The 23,469-nt window shown below is 39.4% G+C and carries 22 protein-coding genes; 18 read left to right on the forward strand and 4 right to left on the reverse strand.

Annotated elements, in window-relative coordinates; all coding sequences use genetic code 11:
- The first annotated feature begins 7 nt into the window (after positions 1-7).
- The 14 genes from ACSR9O_RS24550 (at position 8) to ACSR9O_RS24615 (ending at position 17,351) form a co-directional block, all read left to right on the forward strand.
- Positions 8-1,159, forward strand: coding sequence for an iron-containing alcohol dehydrogenase (locus tag ACSR9O_RS24550; protein ID WP_101225184.1), 1,152 nt, complete (start codon positions 8-10; stop codon positions 1,157-1,159).
- A gap of 57 nt (positions 1,160-1,216) precedes the next feature.
- On the forward strand, positions 1,217-2,065 hold the full coding sequence (locus ACSR9O_RS24555; RefSeq protein ID WP_063575932.1) for a R2-like ligand-binding oxidase: 849 nt from the start codon (positions 1,217-1,219) through the stop codon (positions 2,063-2,065).
- 17 nt (positions 2,066-2,082) lie between these two features.
- Entirely contained in the window at positions 2,083-3,480 is a 1,398-nt protein-coding gene (locus ACSR9O_RS24560) for a UbiD family decarboxylase (protein ID WP_095395888.1), read from the forward strand.
- A gap of 961 nt (positions 3,481-4,441) precedes the next feature.
- On the forward strand, positions 4,442-6,001 hold the full coding sequence (locus ACSR9O_RS24565) for an AMP-binding protein (protein WP_491725260.1): 1,560 nt from the start codon (positions 4,442-4,444) through the stop codon (positions 5,999-6,001).
- A 156-nt stretch (positions 6,002-6,157) separates the two neighbouring features.
- Positions 6,158-6,925 (forward strand): response regulator transcription factor, encoded by a 768-nt coding sequence (locus tag ACSR9O_RS24570; RefSeq protein WP_095395893.1) that lies wholly within the window; start codon positions 6,158-6,160, stop codon positions 6,923-6,925.
- Between the two features lie 33 nt (positions 6,926-6,958).
- A complete protein-coding gene (locus tag ACSR9O_RS24575; protein ID WP_491725261.1) occupies positions 6,959-8,005 on the forward strand; it encodes an XdhC family protein in 1,047 nt (348 codons plus the stop codon).
- The gene (locus tag ACSR9O_RS24580) at positions 7,992-8,633 is read left to right on the forward strand and encodes a nucleotidyltransferase family protein (RefSeq protein WP_491725262.1); all 642 of its coding nucleotides are present in this window, start codon (positions 7,992-7,994) and stop codon (positions 8,631-8,633) included. The genes ACSR9O_RS24575 and ACSR9O_RS24580 overlap by 14 nt, the downstream gene beginning before the upstream one ends.
- Positions 8,614-11,034: a xanthine dehydrogenase family protein molybdopterin-binding subunit gene (locus ACSR9O_RS24585; RefSeq protein ID WP_491725263.1), complete on the forward strand. Its 2,421-nt coding sequence runs from the start codon at positions 8,614-8,616 to the stop codon at positions 11,032-11,034. Before ACSR9O_RS24580 ends, ACSR9O_RS24585 begins: the two co-directional genes overlap by 20 nt.
- Positions 11,035-11,085: 51 nt before the next feature.
- The gene (locus tag ACSR9O_RS24590) at positions 11,086-11,961 is read left to right on the forward strand and encodes an FAD binding domain-containing protein (protein WP_491725264.1); all 876 of its coding nucleotides are present in this window, start codon (positions 11,086-11,088) and stop codon (positions 11,959-11,961) included.
- Between the two features lie 4 nt (positions 11,962-11,965).
- Complete coding sequence (locus ACSR9O_RS24595; RefSeq protein WP_101225176.1) at positions 11,966-12,451, forward strand: (2Fe-2S)-binding protein; 486 nt, start codon at positions 11,966-11,968, stop codon at positions 12,449-12,451.
- A gap of 21 nt (positions 12,452-12,472) precedes the next feature.
- The gene (locus ACSR9O_RS24600) at positions 12,473-13,264 is read left to right on the forward strand and encodes an enoyl-CoA hydratase/isomerase family protein (RefSeq protein ID WP_101225175.1); all 792 of its coding nucleotides are present in this window, start codon (positions 12,473-12,475) and stop codon (positions 13,262-13,264) included.
- A gap of 406 nt (positions 13,265-13,670) precedes the next feature.
- Positions 13,671-15,446 carry a sigma 54-interacting transcriptional regulator gene (locus ACSR9O_RS24605; protein WP_491725265.1) on the forward strand — a complete coding sequence of 592 codons (1,776 nt, stop codon included), beginning with the start codon at positions 13,671-13,673 and terminating at the stop codon, positions 15,444-15,446.
- 205 nt (positions 15,447-15,651) lie between these two features.
- On the forward strand, positions 15,652-17,034 hold the full coding sequence (locus ACSR9O_RS24610; protein WP_491725266.1) for a sigma-54 interaction domain-containing protein: 1,383 nt from the start codon (positions 15,652-15,654) through the stop codon (positions 17,032-17,034).
- A gap of 44 nt (positions 17,035-17,078) precedes the next feature.
- Positions 17,079-17,351 carry a hypothetical protein gene (locus tag ACSR9O_RS24615; protein ID WP_491725267.1) on the forward strand — a complete coding sequence of 91 codons (273 nt, stop codon included), beginning with the start codon at positions 17,079-17,081 and terminating at the stop codon, positions 17,349-17,351.
- 178 nt (positions 17,352-17,529) lie between these two features.
- Here the strand turns inward: ACSR9O_RS24615 and ACSR9O_RS24620 are convergent, their stop codons facing one another.
- Positions 17,530-17,829 carry a spore coat protein gene (locus tag ACSR9O_RS24620; RefSeq protein WP_095394806.1) on the reverse strand — a complete coding sequence of 100 codons (300 nt, stop codon included), beginning with the start codon at positions 17,827-17,829 and terminating at the stop codon, positions 17,530-17,532.
- A complete protein-coding gene (locus ACSR9O_RS24625) occupies positions 17,829-18,032 on the reverse strand; it encodes a hypothetical protein (protein WP_098371985.1) in 204 nt (67 codons plus the stop codon). The genes ACSR9O_RS24620 and ACSR9O_RS24625 overlap by 1 nt, the downstream gene beginning before the upstream one ends.
- 187 nt (positions 18,033-18,219) lie before the next feature.
- Here ACSR9O_RS24625 and ACSR9O_RS24630 point away from each other — a divergent pair, with 187 nt between their 5' ends.
- From ACSR9O_RS24630 to ACSR9O_RS24640, 3 genes are read left to right on the forward strand one after another with little or no spacing between them, the layout of a single operon-like run.
- Positions 18,220-18,435 carry a spore coat protein gene (locus ACSR9O_RS24630; RefSeq protein WP_137020448.1) on the forward strand — a complete coding sequence of 72 codons (216 nt, stop codon included), beginning with the start codon at positions 18,220-18,222 and terminating at the stop codon, positions 18,433-18,435.
- Between the two features lie 12 nt (positions 18,436-18,447).
- Positions 18,448-18,810, forward strand: a complete 363-nt coding sequence (locus tag ACSR9O_RS24635; RefSeq protein WP_048682441.1) for a spore coat protein — start codon at positions 18,448-18,450, stop codon at positions 18,808-18,810.
- 14 nt (positions 18,811-18,824) lie between these two features.
- On the forward strand, positions 18,825-19,961 hold the full coding sequence (locus tag ACSR9O_RS24640) for a zinc-dependent alcohol dehydrogenase (protein ID WP_491725268.1): 1,137 nt from the start codon (positions 18,825-18,827) through the stop codon (positions 19,959-19,961).
- Between the two features lie 461 nt (positions 19,962-20,422).
- Here ACSR9O_RS24640 and ACSR9O_RS24645 read toward each other — a convergent pair whose 3' ends face one another.
- Together ACSR9O_RS24645 and ACSR9O_RS24650 are read right to left on the reverse strand one after the other, a co-directional pair.
- Entirely contained in the window at positions 20,423-20,755 is a 333-nt protein-coding gene (locus ACSR9O_RS24645; protein ID WP_491725269.1) for a topoisomerase C-terminal repeat-containing protein, read from the reverse strand.
- 3 nt (positions 20,756-20,758) lie between these two features.
- Entirely contained in the window at positions 20,759-21,424 is a 666-nt protein-coding gene (locus ACSR9O_RS24650; RefSeq protein WP_491725270.1) for a GntR family transcriptional regulator, read from the reverse strand.
- A gap of 587 nt (positions 21,425-22,011) precedes the next feature.
- Here ACSR9O_RS24650 and ACSR9O_RS24655 point away from each other — a divergent pair.
- Complete coding sequence (locus ACSR9O_RS24655) at positions 22,012-23,454, forward strand: aldehyde dehydrogenase family protein (protein WP_491725271.1); 1,443 nt, start codon at positions 22,012-22,014, stop codon at positions 23,452-23,454.
- Positions 23,455-23,469 lie beyond the last annotated feature (15 nt).

A 23,469-nucleotide genomic window follows, 5' to 3' on the forward strand; every position in this document is an offset into this window, starting at 1 on the left:
ATCTATTATGTATCGATCATTTGAGTTTCATCTTCCCACAAAGATTTATTTTGGATATAACAAAATCAACGAACTTAACAATATACCTTTTAAAGTAAAACGTGCCTTTATCGTTACTGATAACGGTGTCTTAAAATCAGGGTTAATCGAAAATGTAACAAAAATCTTAGAGGACAATCACATTTCTTATGTGATTTATGATGATGTGGAACCGGATCCGAGCGTTGAAACCGTTGACAAAGCAGCTCACGGGTTTCAACAGGAAGAATGCGATGCTTTAATCGCCATTGGCGGGGGCAGTCCGATCGATACAGCCAAAGGTGTTCGTGTAATAGCTGGAAATGGAGGGAGTATTCGTGATTATACTGGAGTAAATCTTATCAAGCAATCATCCAATATTCCTCTCATTGCAATACCTACGACATCCGGCACCGGAAGTGAAGTGACCATGTTTGCTGTTTTTTCGGATTGGGAGGAGAATCGAAAAGTTACGGTAACGAGCCCATTCATCGCACCGGATATAAGTATAGTGGACCCTAAAATGACGATGACTGCACCAACGAAAATTACAGCAGCCTCAGGATTTGATGCCTTTGCACATGGGGCAGAGTCATTTGTGTCACGGATATCCCAGCCTGCCAGTGACGCACTTGCATTATCAGCCATGCGAACTGTTAGCAAATACCTTCGTCGGGCCGTATTTAATGGAAATGATGTAGAGGCAAGGATCAAAATGGCAGAAGCTAGTCTCTTGGCCGGTATGGCATTCAATCAATCATTTCTCGGATTGACACATGCCATTGGTAGTGCGTTAAGCGGATATGCCTATGTTAGTCACGGAGTGGCAATAGGTCTGCTTTTACCGGAGGTTATCCGCCGTAATTCGATATCCCTGGTCGATAAGCATGTTGAAATGGCTAGCGTTTTTCGAGTAACTGATCCATCGTTACCTGGTTGGAAGATTACAGATCAATTAATAGAAGATGTGACTAAATTACGAAACGATATCGGGCTTCCACAGAAATTGCAGCAGGTGGGGGTTAAAGAAGAGCACCTTAAGGGGATCGCACACGACTCCGTGAAAAGTGGAATGTGGAAATTTAATCCTTGGCTAGCAACAGAAGAAGAGATTTTGGATCTACTGAAAGAACTGTTTTAAAGTTTGATTTTTTTATTAAAGACTATTAATTCTATTATAAAATTGGAGGTAATTGTAATGACAGAAAATATCGATAAAACTGAAGAGCTAATCCCTAGTATTGATAAGACGACGGATGAAGTGGCGTGGGACTTATATCGAAAAGCGATTCGTTTTGGGACTTGGGATCCTGCTGCTATCGATCTTAGCCAGGATAAAAGGGATTTTGAAGCGCTTGATGAAGACCTTAAAGGATATCTTATTCATTTTTGTACAGGATTTCTCGATGCTGAAGAAAATGTTGCCTTAAAGTTTTGTCCCTGGATCATGTTAGGCACCTCTACAGAACAACAGGCATTCCTTAGTACTCAATTGCTCGAGGAATTTAAACATACTGAGTTTTTTATGCGCTATTTTAAAGAAGTAATTGGTCGTGAGCGAATTCCTTCAGTGAAAAATATGGTTCAGCAGAAACTTGATAATCGTGTAAAAGTAATGCTGAATGCTCTTGAACAAGGAGAAGAGGAACGTGAGGCTGCACTTGTAGAAGGGTTAACCCATTACCAAGGAATAATAGAAGGTGTTCAAGCGATGACTGGATATGATGTGTTTCGAGGTGTATACGGAAGTAAGGGCCTATTGCCTGGTTTGAGTGAAGGATTTGCCCGAATCAAGGAAGACGAAGGACGGCATGTAGGCTTTGGACTTCGTATGCTAAAGCTGTTTGCCCGTAAACCAGAACATGCCAAGAGAATTCGTGCGTTATACGAAGAATACCTTCCTCTTATCTTGGTTCGATATGATCAACCTGTCATTGTAGATGGTAGGGAATACCCAACTCCACCTGAAGTTCGAGGCCGTGAAAGAGTGTCTAAAATGTTAGAACGCAGACTAAAGGATATATTAGGAACTTCAGTTGCTATATAAGGAGGAGATCTTTTTTTATGAAAGCTAAGACATTTCGCACCTGGATTGAGCATCTGCAAGCAACTCATCGGTTGGCTGTAATTGACCGAAAAGTTAGCTTACAGTATGAAATCGCAAAAATAGCTAAGAAATTAGATGGCAAAAAAGCAACATACTTTACTAGTGTAGAAGATTATCAGGTTCCGGTTGTATCAGGAATTTGTTCAACACGTGAAGATTTTGCAGAGGCGTTGGAAACAGACCAATATGGCGTTATTTCAAAATTTACCGAAGCAGTTGCATCTCCCGTTCCTTGTCGAGCACTAAACAAACAACAAGCGCCAATTAAAGAAAATATTATTCTGGATAATATCGATTTGATGAAGATGTTACCAATTCCGGTACACCATGAGAAAGATTCAGGTAATTACATCACAGCTGGGTTGTTTATTGTTCGGGATCCAGTAACTCGAAAGCAGAACGTTTCGATTCATCGCCTCCAAATCTCCGGGGGAAATAAGATAGGAGCCCTAATCTTGCCTCGCCATACATTTCATTTGTATAAACAGGCTGAAGAGGCGGGAAGACCACTGGAGTGTGCGATAGTCATTGGGGTCGATCCGGTGACGTTACTGGCGTCACAAGCAAGTACTCCGTTCGGGGTAGATGAACTGGAAATCTCAAGCGCCCTTCGGGGGGAACCGTTGGAAGTCGTTCGTTGTGAGACGGTAGATATCGATGTACCGGCCTACGCGGAAATAGTGTTAGAAGGAAAAATTCTTCCACATGTTCGAGAGCCTGAAGGCCCTTTTGGAGAATTCCCAAAATACTATGGACCACGCAGTGACAAAGAGGTGATTGAGATTACGGCTGTCACTCACCGTAACAACCCGATTTTTTATACCATTGTCCCTGCGGGTTACGAACATCTTTTGCTTGGTGGCATCCCTCGTGAGGCAAGTCTCTTTCAGAGCATTCGACAGACAGTTCCATCCGTAAAAGCGGTTCATATGAGCCCTGGTGGAACATGTCGGTATCATGCCATTGTTTCCATTAATAAAAGAAATGAGGGTGAAGCCAAAAATGCAATTTTAGCAGCACTTGCTAACAGTTTTGATATTAAACATGTCGTCGTAACGGATGAAGAGGTTGATATTTTTAATATGGAAGAAGTGGAATGGGCAATCGCAACCCGCTTTCAAGCAGACAGAGACTTAGTGGTAGTTCATGAAGCACAAAGTTCGAAGCTTGACCCGTCAACACGCGATGGAGTGGGCTCGAAGATGGGATTTGACTGTACAATCCCCTTAGACAGTGAAGAAATGCAATACTTACGAGTTCAAATTCCCGGCTACAATGAATGTAATCTAGATGATTACATAAATCCTGATAAATTGATTCAATCAGTTCATCTTGAAGGAGATATAGACTTCTAAAAAATATGAAAAAATTGTGGCTGACTCAAAAGGCTTTGTGCATGACCTTTTGGTGTCAGCCTTTTCAACATGGGTAATCAAAAAAACACTTCGCTCATTTCCTACAAGTTATTATTCATATTCTCCTCTATTCAATGTGATTGTAAGCAAACCTGTACAAAAAGTATTAGTCAAACTTTTGAATTCATGTTGAACAGTATGCCTTTGATTCACTGGGTAAAAAAGACCTGCAAAGTCTCTTGAAAAATAAACGGCTTCATGCTTTGTTTTTTTCCTTTAAAACCACTATCAAAACAACTAAACTACCTTTTCTAGATGGAATTATAAGGAACAGGAAGCCTAGGTTTTTTTATAAATGGAACTTGGCTTGTTTTTTGCAGTATTAATAGATTCAATATAGGTACATTGTTTGTACTAAGGAAAATATTGATATGAGGAAAGTGAAATATTGAATACCAAAAGTAAGTTATCGATTATTATGTCTATTAATAAATTTAAAGATGCATTCTTAATTTTAAAATCATTTTTTGAAACATAACTCTTCTATCATATGTTATTTTAGTAAAGTAATATAAAGTGAGGGGGTATTCATGATAGAAGGTATAGGGAGTTTAAAATTGTCAGCAGAAATTGAACAGTCTAGGGAGTAGATCCAGAGGTGTTTAAAATATGCATCATTGGGTGCAAAAAAATAGAGATTGTTAAAGAAAATAGAAAATATGTATTAAGCTGATATTTCTATAGTTGTGGTGCAGTGAAGGGTGACTACTCGATTGTAAATCTATATCTTATCGAATAATCGTAAAGGGTGTGGGGCCTTGGAATCAACTGACTCAAGGATAATACCCGCAACAGCCTCCATGCTAAAAAACCAAAACTGGCCTTTCTTAGAATTAAAAAACGAGTAAAAAGTGATTTAGATAAGATAAGCACAACTCAAGGGGAAAAGGAGAGATGTAAAATGAATTTAGGTACATTATTCGATTTTGCAGTTGAGCGCTACCCAAACCATATCGCTTTAGTTCAAGACCAAAAACGCTATACTTATGTCCAATTACAACAGGAAATAGAAAAAATTGCAGCCTCTTTGCAGCGTCTAGGCATTCAGAAGCAGGATCGTGTTGTAGTCATCTTAAAGAACCGAGTTGAAAATGTAATCATTTATTGGGCATTACAAAAACTTGGTGCGATCTATACTCCGCTTAATGACCGATTATCCACTAAAGAGGTCGAGTATTGTGTAAACGATGCTGAAGCGAAAGCTGTCGTCTATGAATCAGCCAGTCAAAATGCCGTATTAGGATCGAACTTTTCTGAAAGGCCAATTTTGATAGGTGATGAGAATTATATTGGTGTAGATATTTCTTATCCTGAACTAGTAGACCGAAGCCCAGGTAGCTATCAAAAGCCTACTTTAGATGAAAATGATATTTCGATCATGTTATACACGTCAGGAACAACAGGACGTCCAAAGGGAGTACCACGTACCCATAGGAATGAATATGCCTCAGCGATGGCACATATCGTCCAAAACCAGTACAAGTTGTGGGAAAGTACACTAGGAGTAATGCCGCTTTATTATACAATGGGCGTTCGTTCACTGCTTACCATGGCGTTATTAAATGGAAAAATTGCTATTTTGCCAGACTTTGATTCTAGAGATGCTCTTGAGATTATTTACAGAGAAAGAATCTCTTCCCTTTATTTAATCCCTACGCTTTATCATGATATGCTAACACATCCAGACTTCAATAAATATGACCTATCCAAGCTTGAAAAAGTTGGATATGCAGGTGCTGCAATGACCACTACATTAGTAAATCAATGTGTGAAGTTACTTAAACCAAAGGTATTTGTAAATCATTACGGCAGTACAGAAGTATATACGTTTTCTATTTGTCCTAATGTATCTGAAAAGCCAGGCAGTGTTGGTAAACCAGGTATTCACCAAAATCTTCGTGTTGTAAAGGCAGATCCCGACGGTCGTTCTACTCCCGAAGATATAGTTGGGAAAGAAGAAATTGGTGAAATAATTTCAAATTTAGATTCCGATGAAGCATTTAAGGGGTATTGGAATCGCCCGGATGCTACTGTTAAAGCGATGCGCAATGGTTGGTATTTTACAGGAGATATTGGTTTTCTTGATGAAGACGGCGATTTATTCGTTGTTGGTCGGCTTGACGATATGATTATCTGTGAGGGAGAAAATATTCATCCATTAGAAATTGAAGATTGTCTGTCACAACATCCAAACGTTTTGGAAGCTATCGTTATTGGAGAGAAGGATGATCGATTGGGACAAATCGTATCCGCCTATATTGTCTCTAAAAACGAAACGGTTACAGCACAAGAGTTAGATGAGTTTTGTAAAAGGTATCCTAACATGTCGAACTATAAAAGACCAAGAAAGTATACATTTGTTAAGGAAATGCCAAAAAGCCCCGTTGGGAAAATCCTACGCCGAAAATTACGTGAGGGTGATTTTGAGGCACTACAAAATCAAAGCGATTCTGTAGGCTGATATAAAATAAATCTCTCCGCTGAGAGTGTTGAAAAGATGTATTTTCTAACTCTAGTCAAAGTGGTTAAATTTTTATAACTCTCATCTTAAAAAATTAAAACTAATTATTTCTGAATATTTTTATAATAGATTTACATAGAAGTAAAGAGGTGTCCTATGGCAGAGCTGCTAATTGTTGATACAGACCAAAGCTGTATAAGCAATATTCGTCATATTGTTGAAAATAGCGACTATAACTTTCTTCGTATTTATGAAGCTAATAACGCACAACGGGCTATGATGATGCTTAAACAATCCCGTCCAAGTGCGCTTATAATGGATGTTTCACTTCCGAACATGGATGGCATAGATTTTGGGAAAAACGTACTACTTATCTATCCAGACTTACCCATCATTGCAATTACAGGGTTAAAAATGTTTGAAATCGTCCAATCAGCCATTAATGCGGGTTTTTCAGCTTATTTATTGAAACCGCTTACTAAAAACCAGCTTTTGAACATATTCGATCGTGTTTTAAAACCAATAATTAAAATGGAAATAAGTCAGACGGTTAAAAATGAAGGTGAATTCGAATTAGATTTAAGAAAACCGATTCAAAGTGCCGTACAATACATTCAGTTACATTACAATGAATGTCTTACTCTTAAAAATATTGCTGATAGGGTTTATTTAAGCCCATCCTACTTTAGTAAATCCTTTAAGGAAGAAATAGGGATGACATTTGTAGAATACTTATCTTGGATTCGTGTTCAGAAGGCAAAAAATATGTTAAGAATGATTTCACTACCAATTGATGTTATTGCTAATAACACCGGTTTTGCAAATTCCAGTTACTTTGCAACAACATTCAAGAAAATAGAAGGAAAAACTCCAACTCAGTATCGAGAGCATTTTTTCTGGGAAAGAAAAAAAGATATCAATTGAAAAAAATATTTTTTCACTTTGGGAGGGGTGGTTATGATTACCATAATAAATGAGATGGACAGGTGTGTCAGAGAAAAGAAAAGAGGAATTCTGGCCACTGTCATACGTGTCGAAGGTTCAACCTACCAGAAAGAAGGGGCAAAATGTTTTTTTGCTGAAGATGGAGAGTTAATAGGCTTGTTAAGTGGAGGATGTGTGGAAGGTGATGTCCTTGAGCACGGAAAAGAAGTTTTACAGACAGGAAAACCCAAAAAAATCCATTACGATTTCAGGGGCGAAGAAGACCAAATTTGGGGCTTGGGTGTAGGGTGTAATGGAGCCATTGAGATTTTTATAGAGCTATTTGATCCTGTTGGTCACCATGAAAGAAGCAAGTTAATGAGAGAGGCTTTTACAACAAGTCAGCCCATTATCATAGCAACCATAACTCGTGATGAAGAAGAATCTAAGATCGGTGAGAGATGGGTTCACTCCAATTTACAAATTGGGGAACCAATGGATCTCAAGATGAAAGATAACAGTGAAGTCTTCTATGACCATATTACGCCGGTTCCTACCCTTTACATATTTGGTGCAGGACCAGACGCTGTTCCATTGGTAAAGACGGTTAAAAATTTAGGCTGGACTGTAAATGTATTAGATCACCGACCGGGCTTTGTTAATAAAAGAAATTTTCCCTTAGCCGATGAATTAATATGCTATGAACGAGACCACCCCACTTCCGTTCCATTAAGTGAACATAGTTATGCTATTGTGATGAGCCACAATTTTACTCAAGACCAATTGGTTCTAAAATCGTTGTTACATTCATCGGTACCCTATATCGGAGTGTTAGGACCAACAACCAGAACAAACCAGTTGCTCCACGGTTTCACTATTGATGAAATACAGTTAAACCGTATTTATAGTCCTATAGGCCTTGATATTGGTGCAAAAACTCCTGAGGAAATTGCTATCAGTATTGCTGCAGAATTGGTTAATGTTCATCGTGGTGGTAATTCGATGCATTTAAAACAAACGAAGGGTAAGGAACTTTTGTACACCTCTAGAGATCATAGGAGAGTGATTGCTTATCAATGATAAGAATCATGAAGTCTGGGGGATCATTTTAGCTTCGGGCTTATCAACCAGAATGGGTACTCCAAAAATGCTTTTGCCCTATCAACAAAAAACACTAGTTCTTCATGTGATCGAAACGTGTTTACACTCAGTACTTGATGGGGTGGTTGTTGTGATAAATCCAAAAGTGAATGGGTTGGTAGAGGCGGTATCTGTTCCTGGTATAAAACATGTGGTAGAGAATCATGATTCACATTTAGGTATGTCTACTTCGATTAAAGTCGGACTGGAAGCTTTACCCCAACAAGTAGAGGCCATGGTTATTCTTTTAGGCGATCAGCCTGAAATGGATGAAGGATCAATAAACAGAATTGTTGAAACCTACCAAGTAAAGAATAGGCCATCCATCGTTCAGTCGGTTTTTTTTAACAACGAGAAGGGGCATCCTGTTTTATTCAAACGAGATATGTTTCATCATCTTTTTCAGGTAGAAGGAGATAGTGGTGGAAAGTCCGTTATTCAAAAGTTTAGCAGGGAAGTTGTATATGCACCAATGAATCAGCACATTATTCCGGATGTTGACACAATAGACGATTATCAAAGATTGATTAAAAAGAGGGGGGTTGTACATGACAAAGGTAATAGGTAAGTCTGCTACGAGGGTGGAGGACAAACGGCTACTAACCGGTCAAGGAACTTATATTGATGATCTTGGTAACACAACAAATACAGGCTATGCGGCAATTTTACGTAGTCCACATCCTCATGCTTATATAATTTCCATAGACGCAACCGAAGCGGTAAAAATGCAGGGAGTAAAGGGAGTAGTAACCGGTCAAGACATAAAAGACCATGTAAAACCATTTAGTGTTGGGGTTACGGCACCAGTTAAGTATTTTCCTCTTGCCATCGAAAAGGTGAGGTATGTTGGAGAACCTGTTGCCATTGTAGTTGCCAAGGATCGTTATACTGCCGAAGACGCAATGGAAAAGATTAAAGTTTCTTATAAACAGTTACCAGCCATTGTAGATATTGAGAAAACGGTACAAGAGGATGCACCGATCTTACATGAAAATGTTGGGTCGAATATCGCCAATCATCGTCAATTCCATTATGGAGATGTAGACAAAGCCTTTAAAGAAGCAGATCATATCGTCAAGCATAAATATAAGTTTCCGAAATATACGGCTACCCCTGTTGAAACATATGGTGTGGTTGCAAACTATGATTCTGCTCATAATCAGTATAATGTTCATGCTAATTTTCATGGACCCTTTATTATTCAGGCAATCATGGCTCAATCCTTACAAGTCCCCAGCAATAAATTAAGACTGATCATTCCAAAGGATATTGGGGGAAGTTATGGAATAAAGGCAGGGCTTTTCCCATATATCGTTCTTTGTTCCATCACAAGTAAACTTCTCGGCTGTCCAGTTAAATGGATAGAAGATCGACAGGAACATCTTTCATCAAGTGCGAGCGGAACAGATCGCGTGACCTACATTGAAGCCGCCGTCAAAAATGATGGCAAGGTCACCGGTTTAAGAATGAAATTGATGGATAATGTTGGTGCTTATATTCGCGCACCAGAACCAGCCTGCTTATACCGTAACCATGCCAACTCAACCGGGGCATACGATATACCAAATTTAAATATTGAAGCGTTTGCAGTCATGACAAACAAGTCACCTACCGGGTTAATCCGTGGTTACGGGGGACAGGAGCAGTACTTTGCCCTCGAAAGAATTATGCAGCTTATTGCAAAAGAACTTTCTTTGGACCACTCTGAAGTGATTAGAAAAAACCTGATTAAAAAACAACAATTTCCATTCACAACAGCATCGGGTGGAATTTACGACAGTGGGGATTATGAGAATTCATTTGAACTCGCCCTTTTAACGGGGAAATATGAGAACTTTAGAAAAAAACAAGCAGAAGCGCGTAAAAGCGGAAAAATTTTAGGCGTCGGCCTTGCATGTATCGTCGAACCATCCGGATCAAATATGGGATATATCACGGTTGCCTTAACACCAGAAGAAAGAGCGAAATCCTTACCTAAATCAGGGGCATCAGAAGCGGCTACTGTTTCAATGGATCCGTTAGGAAGTGTAAACGTGAGAATTAGCACTGCACCAACAGGTCAAGGACACGAGACTGTGGCAGCCCAAATTGTATCTGAAGTTTTAGGGGTACCAAGGGAACAAATAAATATAATCGCTGAACTTGATACAGCGACTAGTCCTTGGTCCATCGCTTCAGGAAGCTATTCAAGTCGGTTTGCCTCGTTAGGTTCAAGCGCTATTTATTATGCAGCCCAAAAGGTAAGGAAAAAACTTTTTAACATTACTGCCTCTCAACTTGGTGTAGACGTCTCTGAGCTCGAGCTGGGAGAGGGTTTCATTTACGTAAGGGATAATCCTGCTAAAAAGTTTCCTATCAAGCGCCTTGCGGGTCTAGCACATTGGAATCCGCTTGCATTACCTGAAGGAATGGAACCAGGAATCTATGAAACTCATTATTATACACCTCAGGCTGCAGAACCACCGGATGATAACGACCTGATCAATTCCTCTGTCACATACGGATTTGTTGCTGATATGGTGACCGTGGAAATTGATCCGGATACAGCAGAAGTGAAAATAATAGATTATTTCACCGTTCATGATGCTGGAAAGCTTTTAAATCCGTTGATTGCTGATGGACAAATCATGGGTGGTCTGGCTCATGGTGTTGGTGGCGCTTTATACGAGGAATTAGCTTATGACAAGAATGGACAGTTCTTAACTGGGTCATTTATGGATTATTTATGCCCAACTGCTCCAGAAATCCCTAATGTAACGATTAAACATACGGAGTCTCCGTCCCCTCTTACTCCTTTAGGAGCCAAAGGCCTGGGTGAAGGGAATACCATGAGTGCACCGGTGGCGATTGCCAATGCCGTAAGTGATGCCTTAGCCCATTTAGATATTATGATCGATGAGCTACCATTAAGTCCTAATCGCATTTGGAAGTTACTCAGTGAGGCAAAGGAAAAAGTGACAGCTCCTTAAACAAATATTCTGAATCTCATAAAAATAGGATTACCGAAGGGGAGGGGAATTATGAAACCACCAAAGTTTGATTACTATAAACCTACCACACTAAATGAAGCATTGAATCTTTTAGAAGAAGCCGGTGAAGATGGAAAGATCATTGCCGGTGGGCAAAGCTTAGTTCCCATTATGAATATGCGACTTGCCTCACCCAAGTGCCTAATTGATATTAATGGCTTAACAGAACTAGATTATATTAAAAATGATGAAAATCAAAATCTACTTCAAATAGGCACTTTAACAAGACAAAGTAAAGTAGAAGAATCTGAAATGGTAGCCAATACTTGCGGTCTATTAACCGACGCAATTACCCAAATTGGACATGTGCAAACAAGGAATAGGGGAACTATAGGCGGAAGCATTGTTCATGCCGATCCAAGTGCCGAGCTCCCGCTTGCCTTGCTAACACTGAACGGTTCAGTGCAAATTGCATCAAAGGATGAGGTTCGAAACGTTAGTGCAGAAGATTTCTTTGTTACTTATTTGACGACAGATATTATGCCTACAGAAATCTTAACGAGGATTAATATTCCAATCATTGGAGGTAGACGAGGGTATTCGTTTCAGGAAATTGCCAGGAGGCATGGGGACTTCGCGTTAGTTGCTGCTTCTTGCTATATGACAGTTGATGATCATGACAAGATTTCATCCATAAGATTAGCCCTTGGCGGAGTTGAGGCCATTCCTTTGTTAATAGAGGATGCAGAAGACTTCATGATAGGGGAAACACTGTCCGATTCTTTGCTAGGAAAAATAGTTGAAAGTGTAGAATTAGCAGTTGAGCCCGAATCAGATCTTCATGCTTCAGCAGAGTATCGAACACATCTTGCTAAAGTTTTAACGAAGCGTACGTTAACACAAGCCTTTGAAAGGGCAAGGAGGTAGAGAAATGGGACGTCATCAAGTGGAAGTAACTATTAATGGCAAAGTCTATCAAGAAGAAGTGGAATCACGAATGCTATTAAGTGATTTTATCCGAGATGTATGCGGACTGACTGGAACACATGTTGGATGTGAACACGGTGTTTGTGGTGCTTGTACCGTACACGTAAATGGCACAGCTGTGAGAAGTTGTCTCATGTTTGCTGTACAAATAGATGGGGACGAAATTAAAACCGTTGAAGGGTTAGCAAATAATGGTGAGTTGACAGATCTACAGAAAAACTTTGTCGAATGCCACGGTCTTCAATGTGGATTTTGTACACCTGGTATCTTAATGTCTACAACAGATTATCTTGAAAAAAAGCCAGATCCCTCTACCAAAGAAATCAAAGAAATGCTTTCTGGCCACTTATGCCGCTGCACGGGATATGACGGTATCATTAATGCCATCGAGAAAACGATTGTAAATAAAAAAACAGCGATCTCATCTTAAATAGAAAAGGGGAAATAACATATGACTATAACAGAACAAACGTATGACCATATTCGGGTAGAGAAAAATGCAGAAAAACAAACGGCAACAATCGTGTTTGATCGTCCAGAGAAAATGAATTATATCAGTATGCTCGGCAGAGAACAGCTGACAGAGATTTTTGATGGTTTGAATCAAGATGATGAAGTGCGTGTCATTATCCTCAAAGGAGCAGGAGATGTATGCTTCAGTGCAGGAGGAAGCATCCCGGAATTTATGGCGACCCATCAAGAAAAGCTTTCCCATTTAGCCGAAAACGTGGCTGCTCCTGAACGCTCTCCAAAACCTGTCATCGCTCAGCTGCAGGGGTATACGTTCGGTGTAGGCCTAGAACTTGCGATGGCCTGTGATTTCAGGATTGCACGGGAAGATACCCTGCTTGCCCTTCCAGAAATGAACCTAGGAATGATTCCTGGGAGTGGAGGTACACAGAGAATTGCAAAGATTGTGGGCTTAACAAGAGCAAAGGACATGATCATGCGTGCCAGAAAAATTCCTGCAAATGAAGCATATCAATGGGGTCTATTAACACAAGTAGTGTCCAAAGGGGACCTTCAACAAACAGTGGATTCGTTAGTTGAGGAGCTTGTTCAATTTTCTCCGCTTGCTCAGCGTGTTGCAAAAGAAGTGTTGAACGCTTCTGAAGAAAGTCCGCTGGGAGTCGGATTGAAAATGGAAGGGAAAGCCTACGGCCTCCTTCGCACAACAGAAGACTTTAAAGAAGGCGTAGATGCGTTCGTAGAAAAGAGAAAACCTATTTTTAAAGGAAAGTAAATAATGGATAGTAAGTCAACTGAGGTGTTGAGAAACCCCTGAATCTGTTCTTCCCAGCTTGTAGAGAAAGCGTGGTATTACTCTCTCTACAATCTTTTTTTTGTTCCTTTTGACTTCCTTACAGGGACTTACACCTTTGGATATTTAAAATAATAAAAAGAAAAATCTTCTATCCTTAGTTGACCAATGAACTATCGAATGGTATACAGTTATACCTATTTGAAGAGTAATAATATTATTGTTTTAAGAGGTTGTTTACTCTACTGATATTATTCACGATGGTGTTTATTAGGTTAATTTTCATATCCGTCCTCATATATAAGAGCTTCATTTCTACACATCTATTTAACTAGAAACAATTCCAAATATCCTTAATCTGTTCGAAAATTATAAAAAGGTGATATACATGAACTGGTTAGATCGTATTGAACAAAATGTTCCTGTCGTTCAAAGTGCAGATCCTATCTGGAAAGCGGCTGAATACATGAAGTCTTCACAATTAAATGAGATTCCTGTTTTGTCGGGTCAAAATTTCATAGGAATAATTCATGCAAGGGATTTACTAAATACTGATTCAAACCGATTCGTCGAAGAGTACATTGATAAAGACTGTGTTTCAGTCGACGGGACGGAAGTGATTTACGGCTTACCGTGTTCCAACACCCACCAAATTATTCCTGTTGTAAAGGAAGGGATTTATTACGGCAGTATCAAATGGAATGAGATTCATCGTTGCCTGCAGGATGAATTAAATAAGTTGATGCTAGTTATAGACAATTCTTATGATGGAATATTGATAACAGATGAGACAGGTTATATTCTGCATATCAATAAGGAGTTTGAACAGATCACTTTACTGAACAAGGAGGTAATGGTCGGGGCGCACATGAACGATATGGTGGATAAAGGCCTATTTCTGAATGATTCAGTGGTGATGAAGACGCTACAATCAGGAAGATCATATACAAATGTTCAGAAGTATAAAAATACTGGAATATATACTCTGGTTACAGCTACGCCGGTTTGCAACCAAAAAGGAGAATTGATCCGGGTTCTGGCAAACGTCAGGGACGTCTCGGACTTAAATAGACTTCAGGAGCAACTTGCTGAATCCAAGAATTTACCTTCGCGCTACCCAACCGAGCTCAAACAGGTGCGCATCCAAAAAAAAAAAAGTTCAGGAGAAGTGATAGCCTATAGCCAAGAAATGCTAGATGTCCTTGATCTTGTCTATCATGTTGCATCATCCGATTCTACTATATTATTGCTGGGGGAATCTGGAGTTGGGAAAGAGGTCATTGGCAAAGTGCTACATGAAAACAGCTTGCGTTATGAAAAAGGATTATTCGTGAAAGTAAACTGTGGAGCGATTCCTCCTAATCTATTAGAGGCAGAGTTGTTCGGATATGAACAGGGTGCTTTTACAGGGGCAAAAAAGGCAGGTAAGCAGGGTATTTTTGAATTGGCCAATAACGGAACTCTTTTCCTTGACGAAATTGGGGAGTTGCCATTAGACATGCAGGTAAAATTCCTGCGGGTTCTTCAGGAACAGGAACTTATCCGAGTTGGAGGAACACAAACTATTAAAATTAATGTAAGGGTTATTGCTGCAACCAATCGAAACTTGGAAAGAATGGTGGAGGAAGGAACATTTCGGCTAGATCTCTATTATAGGTTGAATATCATACCAATAACAATTCCTCCACTAAGGGAAAGAAAGGATGATATTACTCCGCTACTTGGTTATTTTTTGAAAAAATTTAATGAGAAACATCAATATTCAAAACGCTTATCAAAAGAAGTTGTGGATCAATTGTTAATGTATAAATTTCCCGGGAATGTTCGGGAGTTATCCAATATAGTGGAACGACTAGTGCTTACCTGCCGTGCCAAGGTCATTAAATTGAAACATCTTCCAAATATAGTAAGTGAATATAACGAGAAAGAAAATAAACTGAAGATTCAAGAAGGTAAACCTGAGGTAGACTTGCAAATCCTCAAGCTGTCTTGTTACGGTCCTGCAGAAGGAGGCAACCTGGTCGATCTGGAAAAGGAAGCGCTAATCCAAGCCCTGAAAAAATATGGATCAGTGCGAAAAGCTGGTAAGGCCCTAGGTGTCACTCATACAATGGTTCTCAAAAAGATGAAAGAGTTTGGGGTTACCCTCAATGCGATACGCTAAAGAACTATGTACATTACTATCTAATTATTGTTCGTGTTGGATCCGGTTATATATTGAGATTCATATTCGTCGTTGTTTTGTTCTGCTTATCGTACATGTCTTTTGTACTGTATAGAGATGCCGTTTCAGAAAGGGCTAACAGGTGACACATAAGCGTTACTGGAAATGGTTTATAACTATACAATTTGGATCGTAGGAGGAGCACATGGAGTTTACGAGGATACCTGATTTAGAATTATATCGGACAATTGTGGAGAATTTTCATGATGGAATTTTGGCGATGAATCAGGAAGGGAAAATTCTATTGGTCAATCAGTCCATGCTTAAATTAAGTGGTTTACCTCGCGAAGCTTATGCTGGGCGGAATATAAGGGATATTGTGGAAAGTGGAATCTTCCAAAAAAAATCTGTCACATTGAGGGCTATTCAGGAAAAACAAACGGTGACCGATTTCCAACAGTATCAGAACGGAAGGACTGTCTTGGTTACTGCAATTCCTATCTTTGATGGAGGAAACCGTTTGATTCGGGTGTTATCCATCACCCATGATATAACCGATCAGATAATTATGAAGAAAAAGGTAGAAGAAATAGAGAGGCTTTCAGCAAAATATTATATGGAACTTTTATCACTTCGACAACACCATTCCAAAAGGGGGATCATCACCTCTAACCGGATGATGAAGGAAATTATCGACCTTATTCACCATATCGGTCCAACTGACTCAACAGTACTTCTGTTGGGTGAATCTGGAGTAGGAAAAGATGTCTTGGCTAGGGAAATTCATGAAACAAGTAAGCGGAAAGATTCCGGAGCCTTCATCAAAGTGAACTGTGGGGCCATCCCTAAGGATCTCTTGGAATCTGAGTTCTTTGGCTATGATACCGGTGCCTTCACCGGTGCAAAGAAGGATGGGAAGCCAGGATTATTTGAACTTGCTGATCAAGGAACCTTATTTTTGGATGAAATCGGGGAGTTCCCCTTATATCTTCAGGCAAAACTTTTAAGTGTGCTACAAGACCAGCAGTTTACCCGGGTCGGTGGAACGAAGGTGATTCAGGTCAATGTAAGAATTGTGGCAGCGACAAATAGGGATTTAGAATCTATGGTCCTGAGAGGGGAATTTCGGGAAGACCTATATTACCGATTGAATGTCATCCCAATCCAGACTCCAGCATTGAGGGAACGAAAGGATGATATCCCCTTGTTAATCGGCCATTTTCTCCAAAATTTTAATGAGGAATATAATAAGAATAAATCATTTACGATGGATGCTATGGATATTCTTTGCGCATATCACTGGCCAGGCAACATCCGAGAATTGTCAAACATTACTGAACGACTTGTCCTAACCACTAAAAGCGATGTAATAAAACCGAAGGATTTGCCTATTGCAAAACAACATACGGGAGTCAGTCTATCAAAACTCTTAAGAAATGAGGATACCAAAAGTAACTTATTTAAGTCTGTGGAGAAAAATCTAATCGAGAGCATGATTCAGCGGGAAGGGAGTATTCGCAAGGCTGCCAAGGTATTGGGCGTTTCGCATACGACCTTAATCCGCAAAATGAAAAAACATGGTCTATAACGTCTACTCAAAGGGGGAAAGTCTCATCTTCTCCAGGGTCTAAGATGGAAAAGATAGTCGTTGTACACTCTCAGCTAGATGAAGTCCCTAAAGTGTTGAGTGTTGAGTATCATCGTAGGGCTATTGAACAGGGAGATTTTACTTTGTCTGAAGAAATTCTAGAGGAAAAAAAGGACACCATAATTATTTATGACTACGAAGATTATACGTTAGTGGTCGCTGTGACAATTGCGGTAAAGCTCAGTTTGAAAGTGCGGTTAAGAACTATGTATGTGTGGCATGAAGAAATCGATTTAAACATATTAAGAAAGAAGTAAAATTAGTAAAACACAACAGCTTATTATAAGTTGGATCATCTACATTACTATTATAAGAACTTGCTATAATATACCACTAAAAAAAGCAATGTATCTCTAGTTTGAGAAATTCATTGCTTTTTTTCTATTTGCCCGTACCTCTGTGTAATCTGTCTGTTTTCACATCCATGAGTTGACTTTATTGTTGCGGAAGGTTTAGGGCTGTATTTGCTGTATTTAAATCAACTTGTAATTGTTCACTTAAATCATGTGGATGATAGTAACCTTTTGAAATCATATAGTTACTTATCTCTCCGTGTCTTTCTACAGCTACACGAAGCTGTTCTCTTAAGGCTGCTTTCAATTCAGGTGTTTTTGTTTCCGTAATGGCAAATGCAATATTTCTAATTCCTGATTTTGCGGATATTAAGAAGTCCGTTGCAATAACCTGATCAGTCATGCCACCCATACCCGCCATATTTTGCAAAAAATTTGTCATTACTGTTCCCCTCGATTCGTCAGAATTTCCTGCAGTTTTTGAATATCTTGTGTACCAGTGCTCATGTCTTTTAATAGAATATTTTGTAGTTCTGTATCCTGTACTAAACTGCTCATTGTAGAGGACTTTGTTAGACAAAGACTCTTGAAAGTTAAAATTTCGTGCGCCTCTAAAGTCTCATGCAGACCTAAATTCTTCGTCATGATTTTTCACTCCTTTTCTTTGAGAATTCACCTACATATCTTTTGTAATACAAAAGTTTTTATACATCATCATTTGCAAAGGTAACGTGTATTTTGCGAAATAAACTACCTATCTGTCAATAATCCGTATAACTAACAAATGAACTGGGGAAGTTATTTTTGTTATATAGATTAGGGAGGTGAACGTATGGAAAATGAAAGCTTGGCATTTCATGAAACCATGGAAACGCATGAAATTTTAAATTTTAAAACAATAGGTTTAATGAGATCAAAATTAATGCAAGGAATTTGCTTTGACAATGACTTAAAAGCATTAATGGAAAAAGACGTACAACAATCTATAGCTGCTATAAACGAGCTAAAGGGATTTTATACACAAGCCCGAACAAACTATGAAAAATGAGGTGAAATTTAAATGGAAATGGATTTTTTAGATCCTCAAGGCGCTGAACATATGCCGGAAATGGCTGATTCCTCTTTCGCGCTAGATTTTCTACTCTCTATCAAAAGTGGGATTCATACTTATGGTATTGCATTATCTGAAACAGCGAATCCCGCATTGAGAAAAGCATTGTACCAGCAAATGGAGCAATCTATTGACTTACATGGTGAGTTATCCGATTTAATGATCAGGAAGGGCTGGCTTTATCCGAACGATGTAGGTAAACAGGTGGAGTTAGATTTGAAATCAGCCGATATGGCGGTTAGTATCGCTGGGATGAATCTTTTCCCGAATGATACTGACAGACTCGGCATGTTCGCAACGCCGAATAAATAAAGGAGGAAAAGCATATGAAAGCCGTAACTTACCAGGGCAATAAAAATGTACAGGTTAAAGAAGTTAAAGACCCAACCATCAAAAATTCGGATGATATTATTGTAAAAGTCACTACTTCAGCGATTTGCGGCTCCGATTTGCACTTAATTCATCAATTAATTCCCAATATGCCTACAGATTATGTGATTGGTCATGAGCCGATGGGGGTTGTTGAGGAAGTTGGACCAGGGGTAACTAAGTTAAAGAAGGGAGACCGGGTCATTATCCCCTTTAACGTGAGCTGCGGGAGCTGCTGGTATTGCGACCACGACCTTACAAGTCAGTGCGATAATTCAAATCCTCATGGAGAAATGGGTGGTTTTTTTGGATACTCAGAAACAACTGGTGGGTATGCGGGCGGGCAAGCTGAATATATGCGTGTTCCTTATGGAAACTTTACCCCATTCAAAATCCCAGAAGACTGCGAGGTAGAAGATGAAAAATTGGTGTTGCTCGCTGATGCAGCATCCACAGCATTCTGGAGTGTAGATCACGCAGGTGTTAAACCTGGCGATACGGTTATCGTTTTAGGCTGCGGTCCTGTAGGTCTACTTACTCAAAAATTCGCTTGGTTTAAAGGGGCGAAAAGAGTGATTGCTGTCGACCATCTCGATTATCGTTTAGAGCATGCAAAAAGGACGAATAAAGTCGAAACCGTAAATTTTGCCCAATATGAAAACACTGGGGAATACCTTAAAGAAATCACTAAAGGTGGCGCAGATATCGTTATTGACTGTTCCGGGATGAGTGGCAAAATGACTCCGATGGAATATCTTGCATCGGGTCTTAAATTACATGGGGGAGCCATGGGAGGGATTGTAATTGCGTCCCAAGCCGTGCGTAAGGCGGGAACTATACAAATAACAGGCGTTTATGGCGGCCGTTATAATGGATTCCCCCTAGGAGATATTTTCCAAAGAAACGTGGATATTAAAACCGGACAGGCTCCTGTTATTCCTTATATGCCCTACCTTTATAAACTAATATCAGAAGGAAAAGTAGATCCTGGCGATGTTGTAACCCATGTACTTCCAATTGACCAAGCAAAGCATGGGTATGAAGTATTTGATACAAGGACAGATGGATGTATTAAAGTTGTCCTTAAGCCATAAAGATGGTTGTTTTCATTTGGAAAAATAGATTTTACAACTATGGATATGGACTATGAGTAAGAAGGGAAGATATCAAACCCTTTTTTAACTTTTTGGATTAATTTTTACTTCTGGATGAAATACGCATAGAAGAAGATTAAAGAAAAGTGAACACCCCTGTCTTGAGAGCTACATTTACCTTATTCAAATTTAGCACCAGAAAAGACGATTTTGCCCACGTTAAGGGAAAATCGTTTTTTTGGTGCTCTAAGCTATCTATTTTTCAAAGAGGTTTTTTCATTAAGTAAAACCCACGACCTACAAAAACTATAAGTGGCAAATTAGTTATAGGGTTTTTGTTATTTTTTACTTTTTTCGTTTGGATTTATTACATATACTCTTTCTTTTCTTTGGATATCAAAATCAGCAAAGGTTATAGCAGTAAGTGGATTCATTCAGCGAATCATTCGGCATATACTCTTTCATAGTAAAATCTCTATCAACTGTGATAGGGATTTTCGTTTATTATTTTGATTTAGCAAAGGTTTTTTTGCAAATTCAAATCCAATCGATCCATAATCTTTCAAAACAAGAGAAGCATCAAAAGGCTTCTTTTCTTTTGTCTTCGGTTTCATCCCTTTGATCACACTTGTTTTCTTCTTGGTGCATAAATCTTTCACATGTTTTTCTGTCCCTTTTTTTTCAAGCATTTGAGATGGGAATGTCTGTTTACACCCACTTGAATATTCCGGAAATTTGATCAAAGCGATTACGATGACTGATATCCGAAGAAGATTATCCTCAATAGCTTCCAAGTATTATCTTTTTGTCCTCTCCAATAAACGATCTATGGAATCCTGTATGTGGCTGGAGATCGCAATCTCGGCTCTGTATACATCCCTTGTCCGGATGGCCTCAATGATTTCCATATGTTCCGATGGTGCGTCTTTTTGGTCGATCTTACCTTTGACGTGATAAAACCGGCCTATATGAAGATGACAGTGCATGCCTTTATATGCTTCAAATAAAAACGGGTTTCCTCCAGAGTTCATGATGGCATGATGAAATTGTTGATCTAAATGAGTAAAATCTAGTATTTTTTTGTTGGAAGCACCTGTGTTTGTGGAAAACATTTCATCTGTAAGCGCGGCCATTTCTTCCGTCACGCTTACATTATTTAAGCGGATAATATTACGGACCGCATGCGTCTCCAGTAATATCCGGGCCTCCAACATTTTCGCCATATTTTCAGTATCTAATATGTCACTGACCCGATACCCCTTATTTGGTTCTAAGATGACTAAGTTCTCAGAGTTCAGACGAGATAATGCTTCTCTGAGAGGAATGGCGCTAATGTTGATTTCCCGGGTTAAATGGCTGATATTGATTTTTTGTCCCGGCGATAAATCCCATTCAAAAATCTTTTCTTTTAATAAATTGTAGACATATTCCGTTGTCTCCCCGCGTTCTTTTTCCTTTATCATCGAAATGCCCCTAACTTAAAAAAATTTCTATGAGAACGAGTGTTATTTCATATAGATGTAACAACTTAAATTATTACTGAAGTAGCTTTCTTATTGTTCCCTCTATCAATAAGATAAGGCGAAACCATATTGATATCAAGAATAGAGAGTTTATAAGGGGACCGATAGTTTGCAGGATAGCTACAAAAAAATATCCTCATTACTGATAATTATATATTATATTCGTGAGTTTTGTAAAAAATTATATATAAAATAATCCGAATTAACATGAACTAATTAATCTATCGATATTATTTAAATATAAAAATCCTTTATTAGTAAGGTTTTATTCAAAAAAACAGAATCTTTTTAATTTTAAATATTTACATAATCATATATTATGTGATATATTTTCGGAAATGATTACATACTATTTTGAGCAGGATTCTATAGACAACAATTAAAGAGTATTGATGGGCAGGCAAAATCTTAAGTTTAAAATGGAAGCGCTTTATGCTTGCCTTTTTCTTGATTGAAATTTATTGAATTAGCAGAAATAACTGTGAAGTGAAAAAATGTGATCGTTATTTTTAAAGGAGGAATCTTCAATGAGCATATCGATTAGTAAAAAAAATGCATTTTATGGCCATTTCATAAATGGGCAATGGATATCCGATCAACATACAATCGCTGTTATGAACAAATATAACAAAGAAGAAATTGCCCTGATTGGCAGGGCATCCCGCGAAATTGTTTCTGAAGCGGTGACCAATGCCTTGGAAACCTTTAATACGAGAAAGCTAGATTCCGATCAACGCTACGATATTTTAATGCGTGCAGCGGAAATCGCGAAAGAAAGAAAAGAAGAGCTGGCGATGATTCTGGTTCAGGAAGTCGGTAAAGTATTGAAGGATGCCAGGGGGGAAATCGATAGAGGAATTCAAACGATGATTGCATCAGCGGAAGAAGCAAAACGGATTGCCGGTACAGGTGTTCCTTTGGGGCAGTCTGGAAACGACAATAAGATGGCTTTCACCATCAGGGTTCCTGTTGGAGTTATCGGTGCGATCACCCCGTTTAACTTCCCGTTCAATCTCACCATCCACAAGGTGGCTCCTGCGTTGGCAGCGGGAAATACAATCGTGTTGAAGCCTGCTGAAATGACGCCGCTCATTGCATGTAAGATAGCAGAAATCTTTTCCGAAGCTGGATTGCCCGCAGGTTTCCTCAATGTGGTCAACGGGTTCGGGCAGGAAACAGGTCAATACCTTTTGGAGGATGAACGAATTGCGATGTTCACTTTTACTGGGAGTCCCGGCGTAGGCCGGCACATTAAGAGCAGTACGGGAATTCGTAAGATTACCTTGGAATTAGGGAATAACTCCCCAAATATCATTCACAAGGATGTCCCTGATTTAGACAGAGCAGTTGAACTCTGTGTCACGCGGGGGTATGTGAATGCAGGGCAAGCCTGCATCTCTGTGCAGCGCATCTACGTTCATAGAGATATCTGCGATGTGTTTGTGGAGAAGGCAGTCAAGGTGGCACAGCGCTTGAAGGTCGGAAATCCTGCAGATCCTTCCACGGACATTGGTCCCATGATCTCCGAGAAGGAAGCAAGGCGTGCGGAAGAATGGATTCAGGAGGCTGAGGGTCTAGGTGCCAAAGTGGTTTATGGAGGGAAAAGGCGGGATTCGATTCTAGAACCTACTATATTAATAGATGTGAAACCGGAAATGAAGGTAGTCTGCCACGAAGTGTTCGCGCCGGTGATCAGCATCATTCCTTTCGATAACATCGAGGAGGCTTTCCGTCAGGCCAATGATACGAAGTTCGGCTTACAAGTTGGTTTATTTACATCCGATATCACTTTAGCCATGCGGGCAACACAGGAACTTCATTTTGGCGGTGTGATCATCAATGATGTTTCTACATACCGTGCCGACATCATGCCGTATGGGGGCGTGAAGGACAGCGGAATTGGCAAAGAAGGACCGCATTATGCTGTGCAAGAGATGACAGACGAAAAACTTGTCGTCATCAATCTTTAGACTTTGGAGGTAAGG

It is taken from the genome of Peribacillus sp. B65 (assembly GCF_058513295.1).

Bases quoted from the DNA above. Each gene is read 5' to 3' on its own strand.
- ACSR9O_RS24550 (WP_101225184.1), top strand. From the start codon at position 8: ATGTATCGATCATTTGAGTTTCATCTTCCCACAAAGATTTATTTTGGA.
- ACSR9O_RS24555 (WP_063575932.1), top strand. From the start codon at position 1,217: ATGACAGAAAATATCGATAAAACTGAAGAGCTAATCCCTAGTATTGAT.
- ACSR9O_RS24560 (WP_095395888.1), top strand. From the start codon at position 2,083: ATGAAAGCTAAGACATTTCGCACCTGGATTGAGCATCTGCAAGCAACT.
- ACSR9O_RS24565 (WP_491725260.1), top strand. From the start codon at position 4,442: ATGAATTTAGGTACATTATTCGATTTTGCAGTTGAGCGCTACCCAAAC.
- ACSR9O_RS24570 (WP_095395893.1), top strand. From the start codon at position 6,158: ATGGCAGAGCTGCTAATTGTTGATACAGACCAAAGCTGTATAAGCAAT.
- ACSR9O_RS24575 (WP_491725261.1), top strand. From the start codon at position 6,959: ATGATTACCATAATAAATGAGATGGACAGGTGTGTCAGAGAAAAGAAA.
- ACSR9O_RS24585 (WP_491725263.1), top strand. From the start codon at position 8,614: ATGACAAAGGTAATAGGTAAGTCTGCTACGAGGGTGGAGGACAAACGG.
- ACSR9O_RS24590 (WP_491725264.1), top strand. From the start codon at position 11,086: ATGAAACCACCAAAGTTTGATTACTATAAACCTACCACACTAAATGAA.
- ACSR9O_RS24595 (WP_101225176.1), top strand. From the start codon at position 11,966: ATGGGACGTCATCAAGTGGAAGTAACTATTAATGGCAAAGTCTATCAA.
- ACSR9O_RS24600 (WP_101225175.1), top strand. From the start codon at position 12,473: ATGACTATAACAGAACAAACGTATGACCATATTCGGGTAGAGAAAAAT.
- ACSR9O_RS24605 (WP_491725265.1), top strand. From the start codon at position 13,671: ATGAACTGGTTAGATCGTATTGAACAAAATGTTCCTGTCGTTCAAAGT.
- ACSR9O_RS24610 (WP_491725266.1), top strand. From the start codon at position 15,652: ATGGAGTTTACGAGGATACCTGATTTAGAATTATATCGGACAATTGTG.
- ACSR9O_RS24615 (WP_491725267.1), top strand. From the start codon at position 17,079: ATGGAAAAGATAGTCGTTGTACACTCTCAGCTAGATGAAGTCCCTAAA.
- ACSR9O_RS24620 (WP_095394806.1), bottom strand. From the start codon at position 17,829: ATGACAAATTTTTTGCAAAATATGGCGGGTATGGGTGGCATGACTGAT.
- ACSR9O_RS24625 (WP_098371985.1), bottom strand. From the start codon at position 18,032: ATGACGAAGAATTTAGGTCTGCATGAGACTTTAGAGGCGCACGAAATT.
- ACSR9O_RS24630 (WP_137020448.1), top strand. From the start codon at position 18,220: ATGGAAAATGAAAGCTTGGCATTTCATGAAACCATGGAAACGCATGAA.
- ACSR9O_RS24635 (WP_048682441.1), top strand. From the start codon at position 18,448: ATGGAAATGGATTTTTTAGATCCTCAAGGCGCTGAACATATGCCGGAA.
- ACSR9O_RS24640 (WP_491725268.1), top strand. From the start codon at position 18,825: ATGAAAGCCGTAACTTACCAGGGCAATAAAAATGTACAGGTTAAAGAA.
- ACSR9O_RS24650 (WP_491725270.1), bottom strand. From the start codon at position 21,424: ATGATAAAGGAAAAAGAACGCGGGGAGACAACGGAATATGTCTACAAT.
- ACSR9O_RS24655 (WP_491725271.1), top strand. From the start codon at position 22,012: ATGAGCATATCGATTAGTAAAAAAAATGCATTTTATGGCCATTTCATA.